This window comes from Thauera sp. 63 (assembly GCF_000310165.2).
In the GTDB taxonomy this organism is placed as follows: Bacteria; Pseudomonadota; Gammaproteobacteria; order Burkholderiales; family Rhodocyclaceae; genus Thauera; species Thauera humireducens.
Genome location: NZ_AMXC01000001.1, coordinates 253,792 through 278,239, shown reverse-complemented (window position 1 = coordinate 278,239; position 24,448 = coordinate 253,792). Strand labels below are relative to the sequence as shown.

The window sequence follows — 24,448 nt, the reverse complement described above, 5'->3', positions numbered from 1 at the left end:
CTGCGTCGGGTCGAATCAGGTGATGACGGTCGGCGTCGCCATGCCGCTGTGGCTGCGGATCGCGGCGATCTCGTCGGCGATGCGGATCAACTCGGCTAGCGCGGTCTGCGCGGGCAGGTCGTGCCGGCTGGCGTCCGGCTCGAAGCGCTCGAGATAGACCCGCAGCGTCGCGCCCTCGGTGCCCGTGCCGGACAGTCGGAAGACCACGCGGCTGCCGCCGTCGAAGATCAGGCGCACGCCCTGGCGGGTGCTGACGGAGCCGTCGACCGGGTCGGTATAGGCGAAATCGTCGGCCTGGTCGATGCGCAATCCGGCACCGCAGTCACGGCCCGGCAGATCGGGCAGCTTCGCCCGCAGCGCGGCCATCAGGGCATCGGCGCGCTCGGTGGCGATGCCTTCCCAGTCGTGGCGCGAGTAGTAGTGGCGGCCGAAGCGCGCCCAATGCGCGCGGACCAGCGTATCGACCGACTGCCCCGTCACTGCGAGGAGGTTGAGCCAGAACAGCACCGCCCACAGGCCGTCCTTCTCGCGCACGTGGTTCGAGCCGGTCCCGTAGCTCTCCTCGCCGCACAGCGTCGCACGGCCGGCGTCGAGCAGGTTGCCGAAGAACTTCCAGCCGGTGGGCGTCTCGTAGCAGGGGATGCCGAGCGCCGCGGCGACCGCGTCGGCCGCGCACGAGGTCGGCATCGAGCGCGCGATGCCCGCCAGCCCGTCGCGGTAGCCGGGCACGCGGGTGGCGTTTGCGGCGAGGATGGCGAGGCTGTCCGACGGGGTCACGACGAAATCGCGGCCGAGGATCATGTTGCGGTCGGCATCGCCGTCGGAGGCAGCGCCGAAGTCGGGCGCCTGCGGGCCGCTCATGGTCGCGATGAGTTCGGTGGCGTGCGCGGGGTTGGGGTCGGGGTGATGGCCGCCGAAGTCCTCCAGCGGCTCGCCGTTGACCACCGTGCCGGCCGGCGCACCGAGCATGCCTTCGAGGATGGCGCGGGCGTAGGGCCCGCTGACGGCGCTCATCGCGTCGAAGCGCATGCGCCCGCCCTTGGCGAACCAGGCGCGCATGGCGTCGAAGTCGAACAGTTGCTGCATCAGCGCCGCATAGTCGGCCACCGGGTCGATGACCTCGACCTGCATGTCGCCGATGCGCTGCGTCCCGAGGGTCTCCAGATCGATGTCGGCGGTGTCGGCAGCGATGTGGTATTCGGACAGGACGCCGCTGCGCGCGTAGATCGCCTCGGTGATGCGCTCGGGCGCCGGGCCACCGTTGGCGATGTTGTACTTGATGCCGAAATCGCCTTCCGGCCCGCCGGGGTTGTGGCTGGCCGACAGGATGATGCCGCCGAAGCAGGCGTGCTTGCGGATCACCGCGCTCACGGCCGGCGTCGACAGCAGCCCGCTGCGGCCGACCAGCACCTTGCCGAAGCCGTTCGCGGCCGCCATGCGCAGGATGGTCTGCACCGCCGCGCGGTTGTGGAAACGGCCGTCGCCGCCGACCACCAGGGTCTGGCCTGTGCGGTCCGGAAGGATGTCGAACAGCGCCTGGACGAAGTTCTCCAGATAGTGCGGCTCCTGGAACACGCTGACTTTCTTGCGCAGGCCGGAGGTACCGGGACGCTGGCCGGGGAAGGGACGGGTGCTGACGGTGTCGATGTTCATGACGAAGTGTTTTCAGAGGGTGAATGGTGCGGCTCGGCCGCAACGGTCGAGTCGATCAGGATGCGGAGGCTGCGGGCTGCAACAGCGATGGGGCCGGTAAGGGGCGAATTGGTATCCGGTGCCGGCGCGCCATCTCGACGGTCGCTGTCAAACACGCAGGTCCAGGCGCCGGCGGGCAGGACGAAGCGACGCGGTGATGCTTCGGGATTGACCAGCACCAGGGCGGGTGAGCCCTTGCCGGCCCCCGGGTCGAGGCGCACCGCGAGCGCGCGGTCTGCGGTGCCTGCCCAATCCCCGCCCGTGAGCGCCGTGCCGTCCGCACGCAGCCACAAGGCCGAAGCACTGTCAGGCGTCGCCTCCGCCGCCGGCGACAACCAGCGTCCGATGCGCAAGGCCGCCCAGCGATGGCGCAGTTGCAGCAGACGCCGGGTGCAGGCGAGCAGGTCGCGGTCGGCAGCGGCCCAGTCGAGCCAGGTCGTGGCGTTGTCCTGGCAATAGGCGTTGTTGTTGCCGCCCTGGCTGTGGCCGATCTCGTCGCCCGCAAGCAGCATGGGCGTGCCCTGCGAGCACAGCAGCGTCGCCATCAGCGCACGCTGCAGGCGATGGCGGCGTTCATTGACCTCGATATTGTCGGTTTCGCCTTCGACACCGCAGTTCCACGACGCATTGTGGTGATGGCCGTCGCGGTTGTTTTCGCCGTTGGCGTGGTTGTGCTTGTGGTCGTAGCTGACGAGGTCGCGCAGCGTGAAGCCGTCGTGTGCGGCGAGGTAGTTGATGCTGGCGGTGGGCGCCCGTGCGTCATGGTGGAACTGCGCGCTCGAGCCCGCCAGCCGGTGCGCAAAGACGCCGCGGTCGCCGATGCCGCGCAGCCACCAGGCGCGCATCGTGTCGCGGTACTGGTCGTTCCACTCCATCCAGCCGGTTGGAAAGGCACCGAGTTGATAGCCGCCGGCGCCAAGATCCCAGGGCTCCGCAATCCATTTCAAGTCCGCAAGGATCGGGTCGGCCTGCAGCGCGGTGAAAAAGCCGGCGTCGCGGTTGAAGTTGCCGTGGCGGTCGCGCCCAAGCGTGCTGGCGAGGTCGAAGCGGAAGCCGTCCACGCCGTAGTGCGTGGCCCAGTGGCGCAGGGCGCCGACGACCAGTTCCACCACGCGCGACTCGGCCAGCTTGACGCTGTTGCCGCAGCCGGTCCAGTTCTGATCGTGCGCAGGATTCCCGGGCACGAGGTGGTAGTAGCGCGCATTGGCCAGCCCGCGCAGCGACAGGGTCGGTCCGGATGCGTCGGTCTCGGCGGTGTGGTTGAACACCACATCGAGCACCACCTCGATCCCCGCGGCGTGCAGGGTGTCGACCATGTCGCGGAACTCGCCGGCCGGGCTCGTGCCGGGCCGGCCGCTCCAGTAGCGCGTCTCCGGCACCAGCCAGGCGATGGGGCTGTAGCCCCAGTGGTTCGACAGGCCGCGCAACTGCAGGGCCGCCTCGTCGGCACGGAAGTGCACCGGCAACAGGTTCAGCGTGGTGATGCCCAACTCGCGGTAGTGCGCGAGCATGGCCGGGTGGGCGAGGGCGGCGTAGCTGCCGCGCAGGGCCGGCTCGATGGCCGGGTGGCGCATCGTCAGGCTGCGGACATGGATTTCGTACAGCACAATGCGGTCGCGTGCGATGCGGGGGCGGGGCGGGCGCGCGGCATACAGGGCCGGCGCAGGGACGCGCGCCTTGAGCGCATGGCGGGCGTTGTCGCGCGGGTCCGGCTGTTCGGGCGTCTTGGGAAGGTGGCCAAGATGAAGCGCGAGTTCGGCGGCGAGCGCGGCATCGTCCGCGGGTCCCGGTCCCTGCCGCCCGTAGCTGCCGACGACTTCCTGCGCCCACGGGTCGAGCAGCAGCTTGGCCGGGTTGAAGCGGTGCCCCTGGTGCGGGGCCCATGGGCCATGCGCCCGCAGCCCATAGACGAGGCCCGGTCCGGCACCTGGCAGCAGGCCGTGCCATACGCCCTCGCTGCAGCAGGGCAGGTCGTGGCGCTGTAGCTCATGCTCGCCGCGATCGTCGAAGAGACAGAGTTCGAGCCGTGTCGCATCCGGCGCCCACACGGCGAAATTCACCCCCGCCTGTTCCCCGTCGGCCACGCAATGCGCGCCGAGCGGACCGGGCCGTCCGGGTGCGAGCGTGATCACCCTCGCGGGCGTGTGGGACAGGTCAGTCACGGCGCACCAGCATCAGGGCGGCCAGGGGCGGCAGCGTCAGCGTCAGCGACTGCGCCTGGCCTTGCCATGGAACCGGCTCGCTGGCGCGCGGCGGATTGCCCACGCCCGAGCCCCAGTACACCACCGAATCGGTGTTGATCAGCTCGAGCCAGGTACCGGCGGCCGGCACGCCGATGCGCCAATGCTCGCGCACGACCGGGGTGAAGTTGCAGACGACGACGATGCGCTGCCCGTCGCGCGCGCGTCGCTCGAACACCAGCACCGAGTGGTCGGCGTCCTCGTGGCTGATCCAGCCGAAGCCTTCGGGCGCCGTGTCCTGTTCGTACAGCGCGGGATGGCTGCGCAGCACCAGGTTCAGATCGCGCACCAGGCGCTGCATGCCCGCGTGCGGCGCGTGCTCGGTCAGGTGCCAGGGCAGGGGCTCGTCGGCATTCCATTCCTGCCAGGGCGCGAATTCGCAGCCCATGAACAGCAGCTTCTTGCCCGGATGCCCCCACATGAAGCCGTAGAGCAGGCGCAGATTGGCGAATTTCTGCCAGTCGTCACCCGGCATCTTGGCGAGCAGCGAGCCCTTGCCGTGCACCACTTCGTCGTGCGACAGCGGCAGCACGAAGTTCTCGGTAAACGCATAGACCAGCGAAAAGCGGATCTGGTCGTGATGGTAACGACGGTGTACCGGCGCCTTCGCCATGTAGGACAGCACGTCGTTCATCCAGCCCATGTTCCACTTGAAGTGAAAACCCAGGCCGCCGGACTGCAGATCGGGCGAGGGTGGGCGGCTGACCTGCGGGAAGGCGGTCGATTCCTCGGCCAGCGTGATCGCCTCGGGTCGCTGCGTGCCGACCAGATGGTTCATCTGGCGCAGGAAGTCGATGGCTTCGAGGTTCTCGCGCCCGCCGAAGCGGTTGGGAACCCATTCGCCTTCCTTGCGGCTGTAGTCGCGATAGAGCATCGAGGCCACCGCGTCGACACGCAGGCCATCGATGCCGAAACGCTCGATCCAGTACAGCGCGTTGCTCGTCAGGTAGTTGCGGACCTCGGCGCGGCCGTAGTTGTAGATGAGCGTGTTCCAGTCCTGATGGAAGCCTTCGCGGGGGTCTGCGTGTTCGTAGAGGTGGCTGCCGTCGAAGCGTGCCAGGCCGTGGGGGTCGGCGGGGAAATGCGCCGGCACCCAGTCGAGGATGACGCCGATCCCGGCGTCGCGGGCCGCGGCGGTGAAGGCGCGGAAATCTTCCGGCGTGCCGAAGCGCGACGTAGGTGCGTACGGTCCGGTGGGCTGGTAGCCCCACGAACCGTCGAAAGGGTGTTCCTGGATCGGCATCAACTCGATGTGGGTGAAGCCGTGCTCGACCACGTAGGGAATCAGTCGCTCGGCCAGTTCGCGGTAGCTGAGCCAGTTGCCATCGGCCTTGCGCTGCCATGAGCCGAGATGGACCTCGTAGATGCTGATCGGCGCATCGAGCGCGTTCGCGCGGCGGCGCTCGTCGTCGATGGCGACCCCGGGAAGCAGGCGCTGCACGACCGAGGCCGTCTGCGGCCTGAGTTCGGCGCGGAAGGCGAAGGGGTCGGCCTTGATGCGGATGATGCCGTCGCAACCGAGGACTTCGTACTTGTACAGGTCGCCATCGCCGACATGCGGCAGGAAGATCTCCCACACGCCGCATTCCCGGCGCAGCCGCATCATGTGGCGGCGTCCGTTCCAGTTGTTGAAGCCGCCCACGACCGATACGCGCCGCGCGTTCGGCGCCCACACGGCGAAGCGCGTGCCGGCGATGCCGTCGACGACGACCGGGTGCGCACCGAGCCACTCGTAAGGGCGGTGATGAGTGCCCTCGGCCAGCAGCCAGACGTCGAGGTCGGTAAGCTGCGGGCCGAAGCGATAGGCGTCCTCGATCTCGCTGGTCAGGCCGGGGCCACCGTTGCCGTCCTGCCACTGCACCCGCAGGCGGTAGGGAAAGCGCTGGCGCCGCCGCGGCAGGGTAACGGCAAAAACATCGCCGTGCGGCAGACGTTGCAGGGCCGCCACGCGCCGACCACGGGCATCGACGACCTCAACCGTCCGCGCGGTCGGAAGCAGTGCGCGGACCACGATCTGGCCATCGATCTCGTGCATGCCCAGGCACGCGAAGGGATCGACATGACGCGCCTGCATCAGGCGCGCGATATCGTCCGAGGAAAGCAGCGCGGTGTCGACGCGAGCGGCGGTCTCGCCGGGGTGCGCGTCAGGCTGTAGGGCCGCTCCTTCGTTCATGTGCCTTCCCGTACGGCATGGCGCCGTGTCGCTGTCGTCATCAGCCCAAATCCTGACACAAACGACGCGTGCTGCGGTGCACGATCAACGCTGGCTCGATCCACCGCAAACCCGGGCGCATCGTGCCGGCGATTCAGACCGGACGACGGCGATAGCGGGCGATGAGCGCGGCGGTGCTCGCATCGTGCGGGTGGTGGTCCTGGTCGGCGGCAAGATCGTCGAGCACGCGGGTCGCAAGCTGCTTGCCCAGTTCCACGCCCCACTGGTCGAAGGAGTTCACGCCCCACACCACGCCCTGCACGAAGGTGCGGTGCTCGTACAGCGCCAGCAAGGCGCCGAGAGTGCGCGGATCGAGCCGCTCCAGCAGCAGCGTGTTGCTCGGCCGGTTGCCCGGGAAGACGCGATGCGGCGCCAGCGCCCGGACCCGTTCTTCGGCAAGACCCGCGGCGCGCATCTCGGCGGCGACCGCGTCGGCCGACTTGCCACGCATCAGGGCTTCGGCCTGGGCGACCATGTTGGCGAAGGCGAGGCGGTGGTGGTGCTCGGCGCCGTCCGGGCGCGCGAGCACGCCGATGAAGTCGACCGGCGCGAACCCCGTGCCCTGGTGCAGCATCTGGAAGTAGGCGTGCTGGCCGTTGATGCCGGTTTCGCCCCAGATCACCGGGCTGGTGGGGTGTGCCACCGGCGTGCCGTCGAGTCGTACCGACTTGCCGTTCGATTCCATGTCGAGCTGCTGCAGGAAGGCGGGCAGGCGGTGCAGCCGCTGGTGGTAGGGCGCGATCACCTGGCTGCGCGCATCGAGGAAATCCACGTTCCAGATGCCGAGCAGAGCCATGAGTACCGGCAGGTTCCGCTCGAAGGGCGCTTCGCGGAAATGCACGTCCATCGCATGCGCGCCGGCGAGCAGTGCGTCAAAGCCCTGCGTCCCGATCTGCAGCACGATGGGCAGACCGATGGCGCCCCACAGCGAATAGCGGCCACCCACCCAGTCCCAGAAGCCGAACATGTTGGCGGTGTCGATGCCGAAGCGGGACACCGCTTCGGCGTTGGTCGAGACCGCGACGAAGTGGCGGGCGATGGCTGCCTCGTCGCCCGCACGCCCGATCAGCCAGGCGCGCGCGGTGTGGGCGTTGGTCAGGGTTTCCTGGGTGGTGAAGGTCTTGGAGGCGACGATGAACAGCGTGGTGCCGGGGTCGGCGCTGCGCAGCACGTCATCGATCTGCACGCCGTCGACGTTCGACACGAAGTGCAGGCGCAGGCGCGGATGGGCAAAGGGCTTGAGCGCCTCGCACACCATCAGCGGGCCCAGGTCGGAGCCGCCGATGCCGATGTTGACGATGTCGGTGATCGCGCGTCCGTCATAACCGCACCAGTCGCCGCAGCGAACCGTTTCGGCGAAGCGGGCGACGCGCTCGCGCACGGCCACGACATCGGGCATTACGTCGCGTCCGTCCAGCATCACGACCTCGCTGGCCGGCCGTCGCAGTGCAGTATGCAGCACGGCGCGCTGCTCGGTCGTGTTGATGCGTTCGCCTTCGAACATGGCCGTCCGGCGCTGCGCCAGGCCGGACGTGTTTGCCAGGTCCAGCAGAAGGCGCAAGGTTTCATCGGTGACGCGGTTCTTCGAGTAATCGAGGAAGAGGCCGCAGGCCTCGGCGTGCATCCGCCCGGCGCGCGTGGAGTCGGCCTCGAACAGTTCGTTGAGGTGACGTTCGCCGAGTTCGGCACGATGGGCAGCAAGGCGCTGCCAGACGGATTCCGGGGTGGTAGTGCTCATGTTCGAAGTGTCGGATCAGGGTCCCGCAAGGCGCCGGACCCACGCTGCCTATTGTGCCTGTTTTGTCGCGTCGTAACCCACGCGAACAGGCCATTTCAGCGCCGCTGCCGCCCCTCGCAGCGCGGCATACGGCGCATCGATCACGAAAGTGGGAATACGGCTGAGATAGGACGAAAAACGCCCCTTGTCCTCGAAGCGCGAACGGAAGCGCGACTGCGCAAACGACGGACCCAGGCGGGGCAGGATGCCGCCGCCCAGATACACGCCGCCACGCGCACCGAGCGTCAGTGCCAGGTCGCCTGCCACGGTGCCGAGCATGGCGCAGAAGAGATCCAGCGCCTCGACGCAATACGGGCAGGTGCGCGCAAGGGCTCGGGCCGTGATGTCCGCGCTGCCCAGCTCGCACGGCGTGGCATCCGCGAGGTCGCGCACGGCATCGTGCAGCATGACGAGACCGGGACCCGACAAAAGCCGCTCTGCCGACACATGGTCGTGGTGCCGCCACATCCACTCGATGATCCGTGCCTCGCGCGCGTCGCGTGCGGCCAGCGTGACATGACCTCCTTCGCCCTGCAGCGGCAGGTAACCGTCCGCAGTGGGCACGAGGCCGGATACGCCCAGGCCGGTGCCGGGGCCGATCAGGCCGATCGCCTGTCCGGCCACTGGCGTACCGCCGCCCACGGCGTGCAGGTCGTCGGGCCCCAGGCGCGGCACCGACAGGGCGAGCGCGGTGAAGTCGTTCACCAGCAGCAGCCGGTCGAGGCCCAGGTGTTCGCGCAGTCGTTCGACCGAAAAGCGCCAGCGATGGTTGGTCATCGCCACCTCGTCGCTCGTGACCGGGTTGGCGATGCCGAAAGCAGCCACCGGAGGCGGGGCAATGGCCTCGAGCTCGAAATAGTGCCGAAGGGCGTCCTCCGGCCCGGCGAAGTCTGCACAGCGCAGCGCGCGGACATGGCTGAGGCGGTCGCGCACGTCCGCGATGGCGAAGCGTGCGTTCGTGCCGCCGATGTCACCCACGAGCCGTGCTTGCGCGGTCTGCGGTGTTTGCGTGAAAGTGCTCAATGATCGGGTAACGCGGATTGAAGAGATGAGCGCAATCATGAAACCGCGCACCGATTCTGTCCAACGACATCAGGGCGCGCCGTCAGGCGCCCATCGTCGTCCCGTCTTCTCCTGCGCTGAACCCATTCGGGATGCTCCATGAATCGGTCGAGACATAGCGGCATTCTCCTGCACTTCACCTCGCTGCCGGGGCCACACGGCTCGGGCGATTTGGGGCCGTCGGCCTACCACTTCGTCGACTGGCTGGTGGCAGGCGGGCAATCGCTGTGGCAGGTCCTGCCGGTTGGCGGCATCGGGCCGGGCAACTCGCCGTACATGAGCCCGTCGGCCTTTGCCGGCAACGAACTGCTGATCGATCTCGCGCAACTCGTGGAGCAGGGCTGGCTCGAGGCCGATGCCCTGGTGCCGGACCCTGGCTTCGGCGACGAGCGGGTGGAGTTTGCCCAGGTGATCGCGTTCCGCATGACGCGGCTGAGGCGCGCGGCGAGGCGATTCCGTGCCGCAGGGCGCGAAGCCGAGCGCCGGCGCTTCGAGGCCTTCTGTCGTGCGGAGCAGGGCTGGCTCGACGACTACGCCCTGTTCATGTCGCTCGATGCACGGCAGCGCGCGAGTGGTGCGGCCGACAGCACGTGGCAGGACTGGCCACCCGCCCTCGCGCGTCGCGAGCACGCGGCGCTGGCGGATGCGACAGCCGAACTCGAGGAGGAATGCGCGAGCTGGAAGTTCTGGCAGTGGTGTTTCCGCGAGCAATGGCTGCGCCTGAAGGCCTACGCCAACGGGCGTGGCGTAGGCATCGTCGGTGACATGCCGATCTTCGTCTCGCCGCATAGCGCCGACGTCTGGGCGCATCCGCAGCTCTTCGACCTCGAGGCAGATGGCCGCCTGCGTGTTGTGGCCGGCGTGCCCCCCGACTACTTCAGCGCGACGGGCCAGCACTGGGGCAATCCGCTGTACGACTGGGCCGCCCATGCGCGCGAGGGCTACGGCTGGTGGATCGGGCGCATGCGCAATGCGTTGATGCTGTTCGACCTCGTGCGGGTCGATCACTTCCGGGGCTTCGAGGCTTACTGGGAAATCCCGGCCACGGCGGACAGTGCGGTCGAGGGCGCATGGCGGCCGGGGCCGGGGAGGGCGCTGTTCTCCGCCCTGTACGCCGCGCTGGACCTGCAGCCGACCCCGCACAGCGCCGGTCGCCGGATCATTGCCGAGGACCTCGGCATCATCACGCCCGCCGTTGACGCGCTGCGGGCGGCGGCCGGGTTGCCCGGCATGCGGGTCCTGCAGTTCGCCTTCGACGGCGATGCCGGCAACGCCTACCTGCCGCATAACTTCAGTCACGATACGGTCGTCTATACCGGCACGCACGACAACGACACCACGCCCGGCTGGTGGAAGGCGCTGCCTGGCAGGGCGCAGGACCAGGTGCGGCGCTACCTCGCGGTCCGCGGCGATTGCATCCACTGGGATCTGATCCGTGCCGCATCTGCCTCGGTGGCACGACTGGCGGTGTTTCCGATGCAGGACGTGCTCGGTCTCGACAGCGCCGCCCGCATGAACCGCCCGGGCAGTATCGAAGGGGTGTGGTGCTGGCGCTTTCACTGGGGCCAGGTCGAGGGCTGGCACGCCGACCACCTCGCCGAATTGAGCGCCCTCTACGACCGGCTCCCGCGAGCGGAGGCCCCGACACCTGAGTCGGCCCGGGGCGCTGATATACTCGCGCCATCCCATTAGCGACCCGGCCCGCGCGGCATGCCATTCAATATCCCCAACACCCTCACCTGGGCCCGCATTGCGCTGATCCCGATTTTCGTGGGCGTTTTCTACCTGCCCGACGCCTGGCTGTCGTTACCGCACAAGAACCTGATCGCCACCGCGCTGTTTGCCACCGCAGCCATCACCGACTGGTTCGACGGCTACCTGGCGCGCGCGCTCGGACAGACGTCCGCCTTCGGCGCCTTCCTCGACCCCGTCGCCGACAAGCTCATGGTGGCCGCCGCGCTGATCCTGCTCGTCCAGCTTGCGCGGGTCGATGCCATCATCGCGGTCATCATCATCGGTCGTGAGATCACGATCTCGGCACTGCGCGAATGGATGGCCCGGGTCGGCAAGTCGGCCAGCGTGGCCGTCGCTTATGTCGGCAAGCTCAAGACCGCCGCGCAGATGGTCGCCATTCCCCTGTTGCTGTACAACGCGCCGTTGCTGTCCATTGACGTGACGAAGCTTGGCAGCGTGCTGATCTACGTTGCTGCTGCGCTTACGCTGTGGTCGATGGGGTATTACCTGCATCGCGCGATTCCCCTCCTGATGGCAGACCACAAGAGCTGAGGGCGCGCGGGCGCAATATCGGCTTGACAGACAAGAAATGCTGCCTATAATGGGGGTCTTTCCCGAGCGGGAATAGCTCAGTTGGTAGAGCGCAACCTTGCCAAGGTTGAGGTCGCGAGTTCGAGACTCGTTTCCCGCTCCAAGCATTCAGATGGCAGGTGCAGCGCAGCAAATTGCACGTGTCACGCAGGTCTTGAGGATCTGCAGCAAAGCTTGACGGCGCGATGGCAGAGTGGTTATGCAGCGGCCTGCAAAGCCGTGTACCCCGGTTCGATTCCGAGTCGCGCCTCCAGTAACATCCAGTAGTTGCAAGGAAACAGCCCGCCACGAGCGGGCTTTTTCTTGTCCACCGTGCACTGCTCCACCATTCGAATGCCTGTAACGTCGCGCCGCATTTGGCACTGTTAAGCGCGACATTTGACACAGCGCGATCAGACGAAGCAGCGGGCCGTAACGTCGTCGATGATCTCGCCCGTTACCGGGTGTGAAGCAGCCCACCCGAAGTCGGCAGCAATAACGCCATCCTTGGCCACCAGCTTGGCCTGCTTAGGAGAGCCGAGTAGCGCCAACCGGCGCACCGGCGTCGAGTACAGCCCCAACACGATCGCGCCCCAGCAGCCACTGCCGAACCGGTAGCTCTTGAGGTCGCACCCGGCCGGGAAGATCGGGTACAGCGTCGAGTAGATCGTCTGCGGATAGCCGTTGAGCAGCGGGCCTGCGCTGCTGCGCGGCGCGTCTCCGCCTTGCGGGTTGATCGCGCCCCATCCGTCGGTCGTCTGCAGGAGCAGAAGCGGGCCGCTGTTGCTCTTGAAGCCCCAGTAGCCGGTGGCCTGGCTCGAACTGCCGCTGATGCCGCCGACGCTGTACTCGCGCTCGATGATGCCGGGCGCCAGGGCCTCGTCGTCGCAGGCTCGCACGCGGTAGCGCTGCGAGAACGGGATCGTCACGCCCGGCGCAGTGCTGAATCGGGCGCTGCCCGTGATCTGCAGCTCGGTCTCCCCGAAGCCCTTTCCAAGGCCCGGCCAGTCGCTCATCGCGCGGATCAGGTCGGCGTACTGGCCCGCGACTGGCGGCGTTTCGGATGATGGCGACCCCGCCGAGAAAGCGGCGGCCATGGTGCGGGTGGCAGTCACGTCAATTTCGAGCGTGACGACCTGCAGATTGTCCGACGCGTCGTAATAGCACCCGGCCAGGCTGCGGTACGTGTAGCTGGCCGACGTGGCACCCAGGGGCGCCGTGATGCGGGCGATATCGCCGTCCGTGACCCCGTACTCGCGCTTGATCGCCGCGCGGTAGCCCTCGCCGGGGTTGGCCGTGGCGGTGCGCGGCGTATAGTCGGCGATCGACCACCAGGTGCAGGCAGTCGCTACGCTCGCGTCCGTTGTCACCGTCTCGAGGATGGGATGCGCAGTCACCGAAACGGATGGCGGCTTGCCCGACAGACGAAGCTCGAATCCGTTTAGCCCCAGGGGCGCGCCGACTTCGGGGTGGCCCAAGTTGACCTCGGCATTGTTGAGCGCGAAGTTGCGGCGCTCGGACGGATTGTTGGTCAGGGTCCATTCAAGGATCGAGCGCAGGACCACGACGCGATGCCCGCGGCTGCTGATCGCGTCAAGGGTCGTGCGATGCGCGCTCCCGAACGGGCGCGCGATGAACTCGGGGATCGTGCTCGTGAAAAGCTGCAGCCCAGACACCGGGATCTCGACCGTCTGCACGATATCGCCGACCGGCAGCCCGTGCTCGAAGCGGCCGAAGCGCCGGAAGCGTAGCCGCAGCACGCTGAAGTCCGCGAAGCTGGCGCGCACCATCCAGCGATCGCCATCGTCATCGACATAGATCCAGCCTTGCGCAGGCGAGAGGCTCGTGTCGCTCAGCGCGGCGCCGTACAGCCGACGGTTGAAGCCCGCGATGATCCCGTAGTTGATCCACGTCCGCCCCGCGGCATCGTCGGCGGCGATCTCTTCCAGGGTGCGCTCGGGCACGGCCGGCGTGCCGGGGATGCGCAGCACGAATGAATCCGTGCCAAGCGGCTGCACACCGGGGCACGCGATCTGCACCGCGTCAGGCGTGGGCGTGGTGATCTGCCCGGTTGCGGCGCTGTAGAGGCCGTGCGACGTGTCGCCGAACTTGACCGGGCGGGAAAGCGGCAGGCGAACGGGACTGAAACGATTCATGGGGCTGGCGCGGGCGGCTCGTCCCACACGAAGCGACCACCGCCGACCAGCGCGATCGACTTGATCGGCTCCTCGACGAACGTGATCACACCGTCGACGCTGCGCCAGGTGCGGCCGGAGTAGTACTCCCGCTGCGATGCGTCCGACTCTTCTAACCCACCTCCAGCCTGCGACGAGGACGGACGCCCGGTGCCGATACCGCCCGGCTTTGCACCGACGGCGGGCTTGGGCATGAAGGCCTCCCACTTCTTCTCCCTCTTGACCAGATTCTCTAGCGACTTCTGGAAATCCGGGAGGTTTGCATTCCCGAGCGCGGACATGGTCAGGACTCCACCACCGCATTGGTTGTCAGCTGCAGGTCTGCCGAGCTGCCGACAGGCTGCGAGCCCTGCATCGATCGCACAAATATCGTGATCCTGTTCGCCGCTCCACTCGCCAGCTCAGTGCCGATCGAGAGCGCGGCGCCGCCGACGGCGGTATCGAGTCCGCCAGCCGTGAGCGCCAGCTTGATCTGCGCCGCCTCGGCACCGCTTCCGGCAGCCGCGTCGACCGGCGAAACCGTGATCTGGTTGGTGCCGGGACTGACGGCGGTGCGCAACGTCTTGCCCGGCGTCGGGGAACCGAAGAACACGACGCGATCGGTCGGGCCGAGATCCTCGGTCACAGTCGCCCCGGCGCTCTGCAGGCTCGTCAGGCTCGGGTCGTTATAGAAATTCCAGCTGATAGTCATGCGATGGTCTCCAGCAGATCGGTTGGGATAGCGACGGCAATCTCGGTCTCGACGACGAGCTCGCGCGGGTCGCGGTCCTCGGCGGCGATGTCAGGCGCGCCGATGGAGAGCTTGTGCGGGTAGTACTCGCGCCCGTCGACCGAGCCTTCGCGGTTGGTCACGAATCCGATCATCGTCGCTTCATCGAATGGGGGGCTGTCGGCATCGCCGCCGATGTAGGTGCCGATGGTGCAGCTGTAGGCCGAAACCGGCGGCACGTAGTCATCGACCGGCGCGGCCGGCAGCGACCACACCGGATGCGCAGCGGGCGTGTTGCCCGGCATGCCAACGGCCAGCGAGACGGAGGTGGTCGCTTCACCGGAGCCAAGATTCAGCGTGTGCTCGACCTCTTCCACGTCGCCCTGCGCACGCATGCGCGCATGCTCGACGCGGATGCGGGTGTCGAGCCACAGGTCAGGCCGGCAAGGCAGCGAGAAGGACACGCGGCCCGAGCGAGACGCGGCCCACAGCGCCACCCATGCGCGGTCGAGCAGCGTGCGCATCACCTCGTCGGCCGCAGCGTCGTCTGCGCCGGCTGGCTGCCAGGCCAGCGTGGCATCACCCAGCCCGCCCGCGCCGGGAATGGCCGGCTCGACGCTGTCGTCCCGACCCCAGTCCTGCTGATCGAACTCCGCTTCCAGCGTGGCGCCGATCTCGTCCCACACTGGCCCGCCGAGCTGCTCCTCGAGGTCGGGCCACACGAGCGTGATCGTGTAATCGCGGGTGATGCTCTGTTGCCAGCGCGTGCTGTAGTCGGCCTTGAACCCGGTTGCGAGCGTGGGCGCCACGGATGCACTGATGACGTAGAGCCATGGATTGAGCTCTGAGCCCAGGTTCCAGGTGCCGGCCGGGGCCGTGGTGATCGTGCGCTCGCCCATCGTCCAGCCGGGCAGGCCCTCGGTCGCCTGCTCGACCATGCTGGTGAGCAAGTACAGCAGGCCCGGTTGCACGAGCTCGCCGAGCGGCGAGATCGCCGGCTGCCAAAAGGCGAGCGGCTGGCTGTATTGCGCTACCGCGCCCCGGTAGCGGAGCAGCGTGTAACGGTACTGCATGCGGCAGACGATGCGCGTGCGCAGCGCGTTGCGGCTCGGCAGGTCGATAGCGATCGAGCCGTTATCCACGTCCGCGGTGCGCACTGTGAGCGACCGGGCCGTGTCGCGCCAGGGCAGGATGCGCGGCGACTGCCACACATCCAGCGCCCACGATGCGCCGACCGACTGGATACGCTCCTCAAGATAATTGTAGTTGTCCTCGGGCTCGCCAGACACTGCGACATGCCAGCGACCGCCGACCATCGTGTCGATGGTCTCGCGGCTGGTGGCGGCCCAGATCTCTTGCGCCTGGTCGGTGCAGCTGCAGGCAATGACGCCGCTGTCGAGATCTACCGACGGCACGTCGATAACGCCGGTAAAGACCCGCTGCGCGTTGACCCCGCCGATCTGCGCAAAGTCGACTGTGACGCGCTGACCGATGAGCGACTGCGGCGCCAGATTGGCCGCCGGCAGAAACGCGAACTCTGCAACCGCCGCCGCGTTACGGGCGCGACGCACGGCGATCGGCGTCTCACTGTCGATGCGGCTCGAAATGTCCGACCCGCCGAGCGTGACGACGGCCGTCCATAGCCCGTCTGGCGCGGCCGCCCAGGACGCCGCGCCGTCCAGCCCGCCGACCACACTGGCAGGCAGCACGCGCACCGGCCACGGGGTGGTGACCACCGCCGGCTGCGCAACGCTGATAGGCCACGGGGTGGTGACGCGCTGCTCGGGTGCCGCCTGCACTGTAATCGGCCAGGGCGTCCTGATGTAGGGCGTTGCAATGGTGATCGGCCACGGCGTTGTGACGTACTCAAGCACCAGCGCGGCGGGCGAGTCCCCGCCGATTGCTGCCGCGCCGATGGGCTCCGCCGCGATGCTCATTACAGCGCCTGTGCCACGGTCGCGCGCAGCGATCCGGTCCAGTGCCAGTCGGCTGGGGTCCCCGCATTGACCCGGACGTCGACCAGGTCGTTGAGTCCGCTATCCACAGCCAGCGTTGCGGATGCGGCGCCCCCCGTCGTGTCGTGGATAACGGTTACCGTCGGTGCGCCGACCAGCGCAATCGCTGAGCTGCTGTACCGCACGACGCCCGTGATGCGGGCCGCGTAGGCCCCCGTCGTCGAATTGCGCGCAATCACCATGACCTCGATCAGTGCGGTGCCGCCGCTGCCAGGCAGCTGGAAGCGGTTGTCGGTCACGTCCTGCAGGTTGTAATCGCCCCCTTGCGAAACGACGTGGCCACACCATTCAAGCGCAGCGAAGTTGCTTCCGCCTTGTGCTGCGACTGCGCATTTTTCGGCGTGCGCGCCTGGCATCGCGAAGCTATACCCGCCGCTGGCGTTGCCAGCCGGACAGGCCACTGAGTAGTAGCCGGATGCCGTTGCCTCCGGTAGAGCGACGGCGCGCCATTCGCTTGCAACCGCACCAGCGCCGAGTGCCACCGCCCGCTGCTTTGTGGCCTGGGCACCGTCGCCGATGGCGATGGCGCGGCTTTCGCTGCCCGTATTCGCGAGCGCCCCGTTACCCAGTGCCACACATAAGCTGCCCGCTTTGGCACCCTGACCGTAGGCAACGCCGCCGGTACCCGCGCTCGCATCAGAGCCCGCTGCGACGCCGGTACCAGCGACGGACGGCTGCACAAAGCCAGACGTCGGAACACCGATGGCACACATCAACTGCGCTGGGATCACGCAGGCGACCCGTTTGGTGCCCGCTGGAAAGTTCACCTTGTTGTTGAGGTTCGACGACGACAGGACCACCGATCGCACCAGGCTCCAGGTGGTCGCCGGCTTGCTCAGCGTTCCGACGCCGATCTCCCAGTTCGCACCGTCCTCTGTGACGATTCGGTAGGGCATCAGATCGCCATTGGCGTATCCAGCCAGGTTCAGCGACTGGCGGCCGGGCACGGTGCCACCGAGCACAAGCGTGCCGGTGCCAGTGGTGGTGGTGTAGACCTCAACGAGGTCGCGGTAGAGTTGGGGCATTTACACTTCCTCGGCCATCAATTCCCAGCCGGCAACGGCGCCGACTGCATCAAACGAGTTCTGCACGCCTGCGATCGCGACCACGGTCAAGAGCGGATACCAGAACACCTGGTAGCCCACCGCGCCGGCGACTGGCGTCAGGGTCGCGGTGTTGCCGGCGACCGTGACTGGGGTCGGCTCGAGCAAACCGATTGCATTGATTGCCCAGCCATAGGGCGAGGCGTCGGTGCGGCGAGCTGCGGGGATCGCAATGGCGTTACTGATGGACTGGATCGAGCGGGCAGCAACGCATCCGAGCGTTACCGGCTGCGACCAGTCGATGGCGTCGAGGCCCGGCGGCGCAATGCCGCGGGCAGACAGGGACGTGCGGATCTTGCGCCACGTCTGCTGGGTGATCAGGGCCCCAGCGCCCAGGCGGCGCGCGGTGAAGCCACCGATGCCCTCGTAGGTCTGCTGGATCTCGGCGCCGACGCGCAGCGGGAGGCGCAGCCCGTTGATCGTGAGGTCGGGTTGCTGTCGGATCATCGGCGGCGACCTCGTTGCAGCGCGACAGTCCGGAACATGCGCACAACCTGGTCTGCGACATTGGCCGACGCTGCCATCGGCGATCGTGACCCGTCAGGCCATTCCAGCACGATGGGCGTCTTGCTGCCCGAGCCCTCGTAATCGGACAGAGCTTGCCGCTGGTCGGCGCCGATCTCGCCCCCATAGGCGAACTTGGGCATGCGCATTTCGTTGATCGCACGCAGGAAGGACGAGCCCCAGTAGCGCACCGCTGGCCGCTGGATCACCCACTCGCCCGGCGTACCGCGGTAGATCACGTTGTCACTGCGATCGCCAAACGCGCGGCCCGGCAGCGGGCCACCGTAGGCGCGGCCGGGGATCGACTCGATGAGCTGCTCGCGCGTCATCCCGCTGGTGTCCGCGGGGGCGGTGCTGACCGTGTTGACGGTGATCGTCACGGTCTTGTCTTTCAGCCCGTCCAGCTGCTGCTGCAGTGCGGTAATCTGCGCCTCAGCCTGAGTGATGTCAGCTTTCAGCGTCGCGGGCTTTTCCAGCTCGGCGCGCAGGGCCTTCAGCCGGGCTTCGTTCTCGGCGATCTGCTGAGTCACCGCAGCGGCGAGATCCTCCTGGGCTTTCGCCTCGGTTTCCTTGATCTGCGCCTGGGCCTTGAGCGCGTCCTCGCGGATCCGGCCCAACTCCTCGAACAGGTTCGCAGCCACATCATCGTCCTGGATGATGTCGGCGTACTTCTCCGCGCGCTCCGCGAACTTCGCAGCCTCGGCCGCAAGCTGCGCGGCGCGCTCGATGTTGCCGTTGAGGGCCGCGTTGCGGGCGAAGTTCGCGGAGCGGTTGGCACTGTCGGTGAGGTCGCGCGCCTGGCGTCGAGCGAACGCGTCGCGCTCTTCCTCCGACCAGCCGCGCATGCGGCGGTCCTGCCCCTTGTCGACGCCGGCCTGGCGCGCATCGCCTGCCTCGAGCAGCAACCGGGCCGACTCTTCGCGCAGGGCTCGGGCCTTTGCGAGCGCGTCGTCCCACACGCTATCGAGCTTGCTGCCCAGCGCCTCGTAGCCCTTGATCTGGTCGGCGATCGCCTTGCGCTGGATCTCGGCGCCTTTCTCGATCGCTTCCTTGGTCGACAGCAAGATGGAGGCGTTGGCCTTACCGGCTTCGACTGCCCGCAGCTTCTGGAGACGCAATGTCGCATTCGCCAGATCCTGCTCGATCTTCAGCCGGGCATCGGCGTTGCGCTTGAGCTGCTGCTCCTCTTCCTGGGCCGTCAGCTTGCCTTGCTTGTCGGCCACCTCGTCCAGAACCGCATTGAGCCCAGCGTAAGCCGCGGCCGCCGCTGCAACGCCCAGCGCGGCCTTCACCGGATTCACGGCCGCAAGCGCAATGGCCGCTTTGACGGCTGCGGCCGTGGTCATGCCGAGCCGCGCGATCAGCGGCACGAGCGCGACGACCAGCAGGGGCACGCCGTACTGCACCACCTCCTCGATGTTGTCGGCGATGAACGTGATTCCGCGGGCGAGGGCGTTGGTAGCCCCAAGCGCGCGATCCATGCCGCCGACCAGCTCAAGCGTCTCGTTTCGCAGGATTACGAAGCTCTGGCCTACCGTCTGCGGCAGCTGTGCAAAGTCGCGGTCGACGCGGCCGGCGACCTTTTCCAGTGCGGCCACCACGGCCTGCGAGGTCAGCACCCCTTGCTCACCCATCCGCTTGAGCTCGCCGCGCGTGCGACCCATACCCTCAGCGATCGCATCGGCCAGCGCCGGCGTCTGCTCGAGGATCGAGTTGAGCTCCTCACCCCGGAGCACGCCCGAACCCATTGCCTGACCAAACTGCACAAGGCTCGCTTCCGACGCGGCGGCCGAGGCGCCCGACAGCGCAATCGACTTGGTAACGGTCGAGACCACCGCGGCGGCCTGCTGGCCGTCGCGGCCCATGGCGTTAAGCGACGGGCCCAGCCGGCTGTACAGATTGACCGTCTCGGCAAGCGGCGCACGTGCTTCACGCGCTACGCTGCGCAGCGCCGCCTGCACCTCCAGAAAATCACCGGTGTATTGCGTGGCCAGGCGCAGACGCGCGGTGTACTGCTGGTACTCCTCCGCCAGGGCCAGAATGCGCTGGGCCGAGAAAGCGGCCGCGACGCCGGCTAGGGCGCTTTGCAGCGGCCCCAGCTGGGTATTGAGGTCGCCCACACCGCCCGTCATCCGGGCGACAGCCGCCGTCGTGGGATCCAGCTGCCCTCGCAACTCGGCGATGCGCTTGCCGCCCGCAGCAAATGCCCGGTCGAACTCCGCACCCGAGACGCGCGAGTCCGCCGCCAGGCGCTGCATGGCCTGCTGCACCTTGTTGATCTCGGCCTGGATGGACGCAGAGGATCGGACGTTGAGCGCATCAAATGCGCTGGGGGTAGAGCGGTCAATCGCAGTACCGATGCTGTCAAGCCGGCTTGCGCGGGCCTGACTCGCTGCAGCGGCCGCTGCAGCACGCTCAGATCGAGACCTGGCCACTGCAGCCCAACGTGACAACTTCTCTTGTTCGGCCGCAGCCTTCCGTGCTGCGGCAATCTGGGCAGCCGCAGTTGCTTCGGACTCCTCACGCACTTGGCGCTCGGCTCTTGATCGGGCCACCGCAGCCCAGCGCGCCTGCTTATCCTGCTCGGCAGCAGCCAGTCTTGCCGCCTCAACCTGAGCGCGCGCGGTATCCTGCGCTCCCGTTGCGATTGCAGCTGCGGCCGCAGCGCTCTCGGCCTTCAGGCGCCGATACTCCGCCGCCAGATCCTTGACGTTGACGCCGGCCTGCGCCAGCGCCTGGCGCGAGCTGTTGAGCCGCTGCTCCTGCTGCTGCAGGGCGTCCTTCAGCCCGGCCGCTTCGCGCTTCGCAGCCTCGAACTCGCGTTTGAGCTTCGCAGACGGCTGCTCCGCCGCGGCCAGCTCGGCCGCGAGCTTCGAGACCCGTGCCGTCGCAGCCTCGAATTCCTTCTTCGTTTCGACGGCGCCACGCTTGAGCGTGCGAAATACCTCAATGCCCTCGCGCGTGTCCGCAGACACCCGCATTGCCAGGTCAAGATTGCGATCGCTCACGCTTATCTCCCCAGCTTGGCGCGGCTGGCTTCGAGCGTGCGCAGGAAGCTGCGGTAGCCCTTCTGGTCGGCTTGCGATGCGCGGGCGATCGAGAGCGCCTCGAGACGCCGATCCGCTGCCAGGCGAGCGTGGGCGGCCATGTATTGCTCGACCTGCACCAAGGTGTAGCGCTCGATGTCCTCGGGGCGGTGGCCGGCCTCGATCAGCACCGCTGCGGCCGTGGCCCAGCTGATTGACGCGCCACCGCGCGGGCCAGTGCGGGCGCCGGCACCGGGCTCGAACAGCACCCGGTTGGCCTCCCACATCGCCGCAAAAAGCGTATCCAGCGATGCGTCATCGAGCGCAGTCACCCACTCGACGGTCTCGCCGCACAGGCGGGCCAGCACCTGGACGATCTCCGCCATCCAGTCGATCACCTCCGGCGTATCGTGGGCGGCGCCATCGGCCGGCTTGCGGGCATACAGCCGCAGGAAGTCGGCCAGCTCGCCCAGCCACACCCCGCGCACGGCAACACGTTTGCCGCCCACGGTAACGCGCACCGGGGCGGCAAACAGGGCGTCGAGCTGCGCTGCGATCGAGTCCGTCATGGCTTACGGCATCATCGCCAGGCGGCCGTAGTAACCGAACTCGTCGCTGGCCGCCTTGGTCGTATCGGCCAGCAGCGAGCCCGCGATCGGCGACTCGAGGCGACTCTGTCCATCGTGGAACAGCGACATCGATTCGGACGGGGGCGGGCTCCAGCGGTAGAACTCGGCCACGAAGTTCTTGAAGGTCGCGCCCGGCACGGTGTTCACGCCGACGATCTTGATCCAGTACTCGCGGGCGCTGCCGCTCATCATGCGCACGAAATCCACCACGCCCGGCGTCAGATCGGCCAGCAGCGGCGCGGTGAAGGGGCCACCGGTGGTGATGTCCAGGATCTCCACATCGCCACTCTTGGCGTGCAGGCGATAGTTCACGTCGGCGACGAGCGACTTGGCTGTGCCCGAGGTGCTGTCTTCGATCGATACCGCGGACACATCGAAGGCTTGCAGCGAGAGTCGCTCACCGACCTTGGGCAGGGTCTCCGAGATAACGCGACCGGTCACCGGGTCGGTGTCCTGCGCAACCTCTTCGCCGCGCGAGGCGATGCGGAAGTTATCGTTGTTGAACTGCAGGAACGTGATGGTGAGGTTGGCTTCGGTGTCGCCGGGCAACACCAGGCCGTCACCGCGCTGGCCGGTCCAGTTTTCCTTGAACTTGGTTTCGTTCGTGGCAAAACCGAACTCCATCAATGCGTCGCCCACCCAGCGCAGGGGACCCGGCATACCGTTACTGCGGCGCTGGCCGGCAAAGATCTGGCCCTGGCCGGAGAAGTACTCGAGGATGTCCATCTGTGGATCTCCAATTGTGCGACCGGCGTCAGCGCGGCGCGGTTACGAAATCGAGCTCGAAGTTGAGCGGGTAGTACGCGAAGGCCACGCCAAAGCCCGGCGCCATGCCTGATGCCGAGCGCAAGGGCCGGCCGCCTTCCAGGGGCGACCAGCCCGCGAGGGCTGCGCGAATCTGCGGGAGCAGGGGCCCGGCCTCACCGGCCAGGGCAGCGTTGTTGCCGCCGGCGCGCGCGCTGCGCACAGCCAGCACCACGCACCAGCGCTGGGCGCCGGTGGTCACACCAGGCACACGGGGGTCGGGGGCAATGCGGTCGCCCATGTAGACGACCACTGCGGCGGGCACCTGGGCGCTCACACGCTGCTCGATGGCATCGGCCGCGAGCGTCGTCATCGTCTCGACCATGCGCAGGGTGGGCACCTGGCTGCGCAGGCGCTCCTTGATGCGCTCGCCTGCCACCAACCAGTCGTCCAGCAGGGTCGTCATCGACGATCTCCGCGGGCAAACAGACGGCGACCGGTGCTGATCTCGGCCAGGTCGGTGGTCTCGCCGGCAGCCTTGTCGGGCAGGCCCAGCGACGCATCGCCGCTGGCCACCAGGCGCAGGAATGCGATGGCGGCCTTGTAGCGCTCGGTCACCAGCTCGGGCGCCGCATGGGTGTAGAGGTGATAGCGCGCGATATCGCACGCCAGATTGACCAGGCGGGGCGGCACTACGGTGAGCGGCCGGGCATACACCATCGCGATGTACCCATCGATCTCGCTCGCGGCGGCGCCCAGCGCCTCCTCCAGCACCGCAGCGTCGATCACGCCCGCAGGCGGCGAGGCGCGGTCGGTCAGCTGGACCAGCTCATCAACGCCGAAGCGTCGCTCTAGATCGGATTGGGTGGCGTACATCGCGGGACCAGGCAGTCATGGACTGCCTGCAGTCTCGCGCGGGCCAAGGTACCGCTAGGAGGCGAACCCCTTCGATGGGCGCCGTCAGGTCAGGCGCAGGTCGGGGGCGGCTCGACGCAGAAGGTGGTGACTCGCTTGCGCCCCGCCTCGGTGGTTACGTGGTTGCGCACGGTCCCGTTCGTGCCCTCCAGCATTGCGACCACGACGCTGCCCGCTACACCCTCGTCGGAGATGACCACACCACCGACGGCGCTCCAGGTGCTGAGCTTGATCGTGTCGCCATTGCGGAGCAGTCCGGCATGGTCGATGCCGTAGTCGAGACGGTCGGCGGCGTCCTGGTAGATGACCACCGAGCCATCGTCGCGGGTAACAAACGCGCTTGAGCTCATGCAGTAAGCCTCAGAATTCGAGATGGATAGCGAAGCGCAAGGTGGCGCGATGGGTATTGCAGGCGCAGTACGCGCGACGCTGGCGGGACAACAGCTTCGCGGCCTTCAAGGGCGCCGCGCCCAATCGATTCAACTTTCGCCAGGCTGAAAAGGCGAATGCTCGTGGTGAGCGACCCGCCTGCGAAAGATACGGCGAGGTCTTCCCCGTTGCCCTTGAGACGAATTTGAGTACTGAGCGCCGAGCCTGCAAAGCTGGTAACGAGACCGCTCCCAACCAGGCTCACCGCTGCACCAGGGAGCGTCGCTATAGCGATCGACCCCGACTTCGCCTCGCCCCGCAACCGTATCGCCGTCGTGGGGTCGCCAACTGCCTCCGAGCGCGTCACGGCAGAACCAGCGAGACCAATAGCGGTGGCTATGGTCCCGGCTGCAGCAGACGCCACGATCGACCTTGCCGAAAGTGCGATCGCTGTAGCGAGCGAGACAGATGCGGCAGCCTGTGAACCGACCGTTGCGACGAGGCTGATTCCCGTCGTGAGGTCACCGCCTGCTATGGCGGTGGAGACGGCCAAACCGGCCACGTCGTTGGATACCAGTGTCTCAAACAGCTCACTAGCCACCGGCCCGACGGTATCGGCCCCATCGTCCCACACTGCGTACCAGACGTAGGGCGTGCCTGCTGCGAGTCCGCTCGAATCCGGGACAAAGGTATAGGCGCCGCTCGTCTCGGGCGACGTGTCCGCATCGGCATAGACCGGCGCGCCGGACCAGCCGGACACTCGATCCCATGTCGGGACCGGGGCGGCTGCGGGGTAGATTGCGAGGTAGAGGTTACCCGCCGCAGCATTGCTGAGCGTGATGCTGTGCCGTGCGCCGGCCTGCGTGATCTCCGTCGTCGTGAGAGACGAGATCGACACGCCCGTATCGAAAAACGCCGGATCGAAGAAGCCGCTGTCGAAGAAGCTCATCGC

The 24,448-nt window shown here is 67.6% G+C and carries 20 protein-coding genes and 2 tRNA genes; 4 read left to right on the top strand and 18 right to left on the bottom strand.

Features of this window, described 5'->3' with window-relative positions:
• Positions 1-15: 15 nt before the first annotated feature.
• From C664_RS01445 to C664_RS01425, 5 genes are all read right to left on the bottom strand, one after another.
• Positions 16-1,653, bottom strand: coding sequence for an alpha-D-glucose phosphate-specific phosphoglucomutase (locus C664_RS01445; protein WP_004251764.1), 1,638 nt, complete (start codon positions 1,651-1,653; stop codon positions 16-18).
• Positions 1,650-3,854, bottom strand: coding sequence for a glycogen debranching protein GlgX (gene glgX / locus C664_RS01440; protein ID WP_232435045.1), 2,205 nt, complete (start codon positions 3,852-3,854; stop codon positions 1,650-1,652). Before glgX ends, C664_RS01445 begins: the two co-directional genes overlap by 4 nt.
• Positions 3,847-6,105, bottom strand: a complete 2,259-nt coding sequence (glgB, locus tag C664_RS01435) for a 1,4-alpha-glucan branching protein GlgB (protein WP_004251760.1) — start codon at positions 6,103-6,105, stop codon at positions 3,847-3,849. The genes glgX and glgB overlap by 8 nt, the downstream gene beginning before the upstream one ends.
• Positions 6,106-6,238: 133 nt before the next feature.
• Positions 6,239-7,882 carry a glucose-6-phosphate isomerase gene (gene pgi, locus C664_RS01430; protein WP_004251753.1) on the bottom strand — a complete coding sequence of 548 codons (1,644 nt, stop codon included), beginning with the start codon at positions 7,880-7,882 and terminating at the stop codon, positions 6,239-6,241.
• A gap of 48 nt (positions 7,883-7,930) precedes the next feature.
• A complete protein-coding gene (locus C664_RS01425) occupies positions 7,931-8,983 on the bottom strand; it encodes a glucokinase (RefSeq protein WP_083483031.1) in 1,053 nt (350 codons plus the stop codon).
• A 99-nt stretch (positions 8,984-9,082) separates the two neighbouring features.
• Between C664_RS01425 and malQ the strand changes: the two genes are divergently transcribed.
• The 4 genes from malQ (at position 9,083) to C664_RS01405 (ending at position 11,561) form a co-directional block, all read left to right on the top strand.
• Entirely contained in the window at positions 9,083-10,675 is a 1,593-nt protein-coding gene (malQ, locus tag C664_RS01420; RefSeq protein ID WP_051019093.1) for a 4-alpha-glucanotransferase, read from the top strand.
• 18 nt (positions 10,676-10,693) lie between these two features.
• Complete coding sequence (gene pgsA, locus C664_RS01415) at positions 10,694-11,269, top strand: CDP-diacylglycerol--glycerol-3-phosphate 3-phosphatidyltransferase (protein WP_004251746.1); 576 nt, start codon at positions 10,694-10,696, stop codon at positions 11,267-11,269.
• 66 nt (positions 11,270-11,335) lie between these two features.
• A tRNA-Gly gene (locus C664_RS01410) sits at positions 11,336-11,411 on the top strand.
• 76 nt (positions 11,412-11,487) lie between these two features.
• Positions 11,488-11,561: transfer RNA gene (locus C664_RS01405), tRNA-Cys, on the top strand.
• Positions 11,562-11,700: 139 nt separating this feature from the next.
• On the opposite strand, the gene C664_RS01400 is transcribed toward C664_RS01405, so the two are convergent.
• From C664_RS01400 to C664_RS01340, 13 genes are all read right to left on the bottom strand, one after another.
• Complete coding sequence (locus C664_RS01400) at positions 11,701-13,443, bottom strand: hypothetical protein (RefSeq protein WP_004251743.1); 1,743 nt, start codon at positions 13,441-13,443, stop codon at positions 11,701-11,703.
• A complete protein-coding gene (locus tag C664_RS01395; RefSeq protein ID WP_004251740.1) occupies positions 13,440-13,763 on the bottom strand; it encodes a hypothetical protein in 324 nt (107 codons plus the stop codon). Before C664_RS01395 ends, C664_RS01400 begins: the two co-directional genes overlap by 4 nt.
• A gap of 2 nt (positions 13,764-13,765) precedes the next feature.
• Positions 13,766-14,173, bottom strand: a complete 408-nt coding sequence (locus tag C664_RS01390) for a hypothetical protein (protein ID WP_004251736.1) — start codon at positions 14,171-14,173, stop codon at positions 13,766-13,768.
• On the bottom strand, positions 14,170-16,128 hold the full coding sequence (locus C664_RS01385) for a hypothetical protein (RefSeq protein WP_004251732.1): 1,959 nt from the start codon (positions 16,126-16,128) through the stop codon (positions 14,170-14,172). Before C664_RS01385 ends, C664_RS01390 begins: the two co-directional genes overlap by 4 nt.
• Complete coding sequence (locus C664_RS01380; protein ID WP_004251729.1) at positions 16,128-17,231, bottom strand: hypothetical protein; 1,104 nt, start codon at positions 17,229-17,231, stop codon at positions 16,128-16,130. Before C664_RS01380 ends, C664_RS01385 begins: the two co-directional genes overlap by 1 nt.
• Positions 17,232-17,756 carry a hypothetical protein gene (locus tag C664_RS01375; protein WP_004251726.1) on the bottom strand — a complete coding sequence of 175 codons (525 nt, stop codon included), beginning with the start codon at positions 17,754-17,756 and terminating at the stop codon, positions 17,232-17,234.
• On the bottom strand, positions 17,753-20,821 hold the full coding sequence (locus tag C664_RS01370) for a tape measure protein (RefSeq protein WP_004251724.1): 3,069 nt from the start codon (positions 20,819-20,821) through the stop codon (positions 17,753-17,755). Before C664_RS01370 ends, C664_RS01375 begins: the two co-directional genes overlap by 4 nt.
• A gap of 2 nt (positions 20,822-20,823) precedes the next feature.
• A complete protein-coding gene (locus C664_RS01365; RefSeq protein ID WP_004251720.1) occupies positions 20,824-21,408 on the bottom strand; it encodes a hypothetical protein in 585 nt (194 codons plus the stop codon).
• Between the two features lie 3 nt (positions 21,409-21,411).
• Positions 21,412-22,194 (bottom strand): hypothetical protein, encoded by a 783-nt coding sequence (locus tag C664_RS01360; RefSeq protein ID WP_004251715.1) that lies wholly within the window; start codon positions 22,192-22,194, stop codon positions 21,412-21,414.
• A 28-nt stretch (positions 22,195-22,222) separates the two neighbouring features.
• A complete protein-coding gene (locus tag C664_RS01355) occupies positions 22,223-22,678 on the bottom strand; it encodes a phage tail terminator protein (protein WP_004251709.1) in 456 nt (151 codons plus the stop codon).
• On the bottom strand, positions 22,675-23,088 hold the full coding sequence (locus C664_RS01350; RefSeq protein ID WP_004251706.1) for a gp436 family protein: 414 nt from the start codon (positions 23,086-23,088) through the stop codon (positions 22,675-22,677). The genes C664_RS01355 and C664_RS01350 overlap by 4 nt, the downstream gene beginning before the upstream one ends.
• A gap of 89 nt (positions 23,089-23,177) precedes the next feature.
• Positions 23,178-23,477, bottom strand: a complete 300-nt coding sequence (locus C664_RS01345) for a phage fiber-tail adaptor protein (protein ID WP_004251703.1) — start codon at positions 23,475-23,477, stop codon at positions 23,178-23,180.
• Complete coding sequence (locus tag C664_RS01340) at positions 23,474-24,445, bottom strand: hypothetical protein (protein ID WP_004251699.1); 972 nt, start codon at positions 24,443-24,445, stop codon at positions 23,474-23,476. The genes C664_RS01345 and C664_RS01340 overlap by 4 nt, the downstream gene beginning before the upstream one ends.
• Between the last annotated feature and the right edge of the window lie 3 nt (positions 24,446-24,448).

What these genes read in the sequence shown, in the direction of transcription:
- C664_RS01445 (WP_004251764.1), bottom strand. Translation starts at nt 1,653, where the DNA reads ATGAACATCGACACCGTCAGCACCCGTCCCTTCCCCGGCCAGCGTCCC.
- glgB (WP_004251760.1), bottom strand. Translation starts at nt 6,105, where the DNA reads ATGAACGAAGGAGCGGCCCTACAGCCTGACGCGCACCCCGGCGAGACC.
- pgi (WP_004251753.1), bottom strand. Translation starts at nt 7,882, where the DNA reads ATGAGCACTACCACCCCGGAATCCGTCTGGCAGCGCCTTGCTGCCCAT.
- C664_RS01425 (WP_083483031.1), bottom strand. Translation starts at nt 8,983, where the DNA reads ATGATTGCGCTCATCTCTTCAATCCGCGTTACCCGATCATTGAGCACT.
- malQ (WP_051019093.1), top strand. Translation starts at nt 9,083, where the DNA reads ATGAATCGGTCGAGACATAGCGGCATTCTCCTGCACTTCACCTCGCTG.
- pgsA (WP_004251746.1), top strand. Translation starts at nt 10,694, where the DNA reads ATGCCATTCAATATCCCCAACACCCTCACCTGGGCCCGCATTGCGCTG.
- C664_RS01400 (WP_004251743.1), bottom strand. Translation starts at nt 13,443, where the DNA reads ATGAATCGTTTCAGTCCCGTTCGCCTGCCGCTTTCCCGCCCGGTCAAG.
- C664_RS01395 (WP_004251740.1), bottom strand. Translation starts at nt 13,763, where the DNA reads ATGTCCGCGCTCGGGAATGCAAACCTCCCGGATTTCCAGAAGTCGCTA.
- C664_RS01390 (WP_004251736.1), bottom strand. Translation starts at nt 14,173, where the DNA reads ATGACTATCAGCTGGAATTTCTATAACGACCCGAGCCTGACGAGCCTG.
- C664_RS01385 (WP_004251732.1), bottom strand. Translation starts at nt 16,128, where the DNA reads ATGAGCATCGCGGCGGAGCCCATCGGCGCGGCAGCAATCGGCGGGGAC.
- C664_RS01380 (WP_004251729.1), bottom strand. Translation starts at nt 17,231, where the DNA reads ATGCCCCAACTCTACCGCGACCTCGTTGAGGTCTACACCACCACCACT.
- C664_RS01375 (WP_004251726.1), bottom strand. Translation starts at nt 17,756, where the DNA reads ATGATCCGACAGCAACCCGACCTCACGATCAACGGGCTGCGCCTCCCG.
- C664_RS01365 (WP_004251720.1), bottom strand. Translation starts at nt 21,408, where the DNA reads ATGACGGACTCGATCGCAGCGCAGCTCGACGCCCTGTTTGCCGCCCCG.
- C664_RS01360 (WP_004251715.1), bottom strand. Translation starts at nt 22,194, where the DNA reads ATGGACATCCTCGAGTACTTCTCCGGCCAGGGCCAGATCTTTGCCGGC.
- C664_RS01355 (WP_004251709.1), bottom strand. Translation starts at nt 22,678, where the DNA reads ATGACGACCCTGCTGGACGACTGGTTGGTGGCAGGCGAGCGCATCAAG.
- C664_RS01350 (WP_004251706.1), bottom strand. Translation starts at nt 23,088, where the DNA reads ATGTACGCCACCCAATCCGATCTAGAGCGACGCTTCGGCGTTGATGAG.
- C664_RS01345 (WP_004251703.1), bottom strand. Translation starts at nt 23,477, where the DNA reads ATGAGCTCAAGCGCGTTTGTTACCCGCGACGATGGCTCGGTGGTCATC.
- C664_RS01340 (WP_004251699.1), bottom strand. Translation starts at nt 24,445, where the DNA reads ATGAGCTTCTTCGACAGCGGCTTCTTCGATCCGGCGTTTTTCGATACG.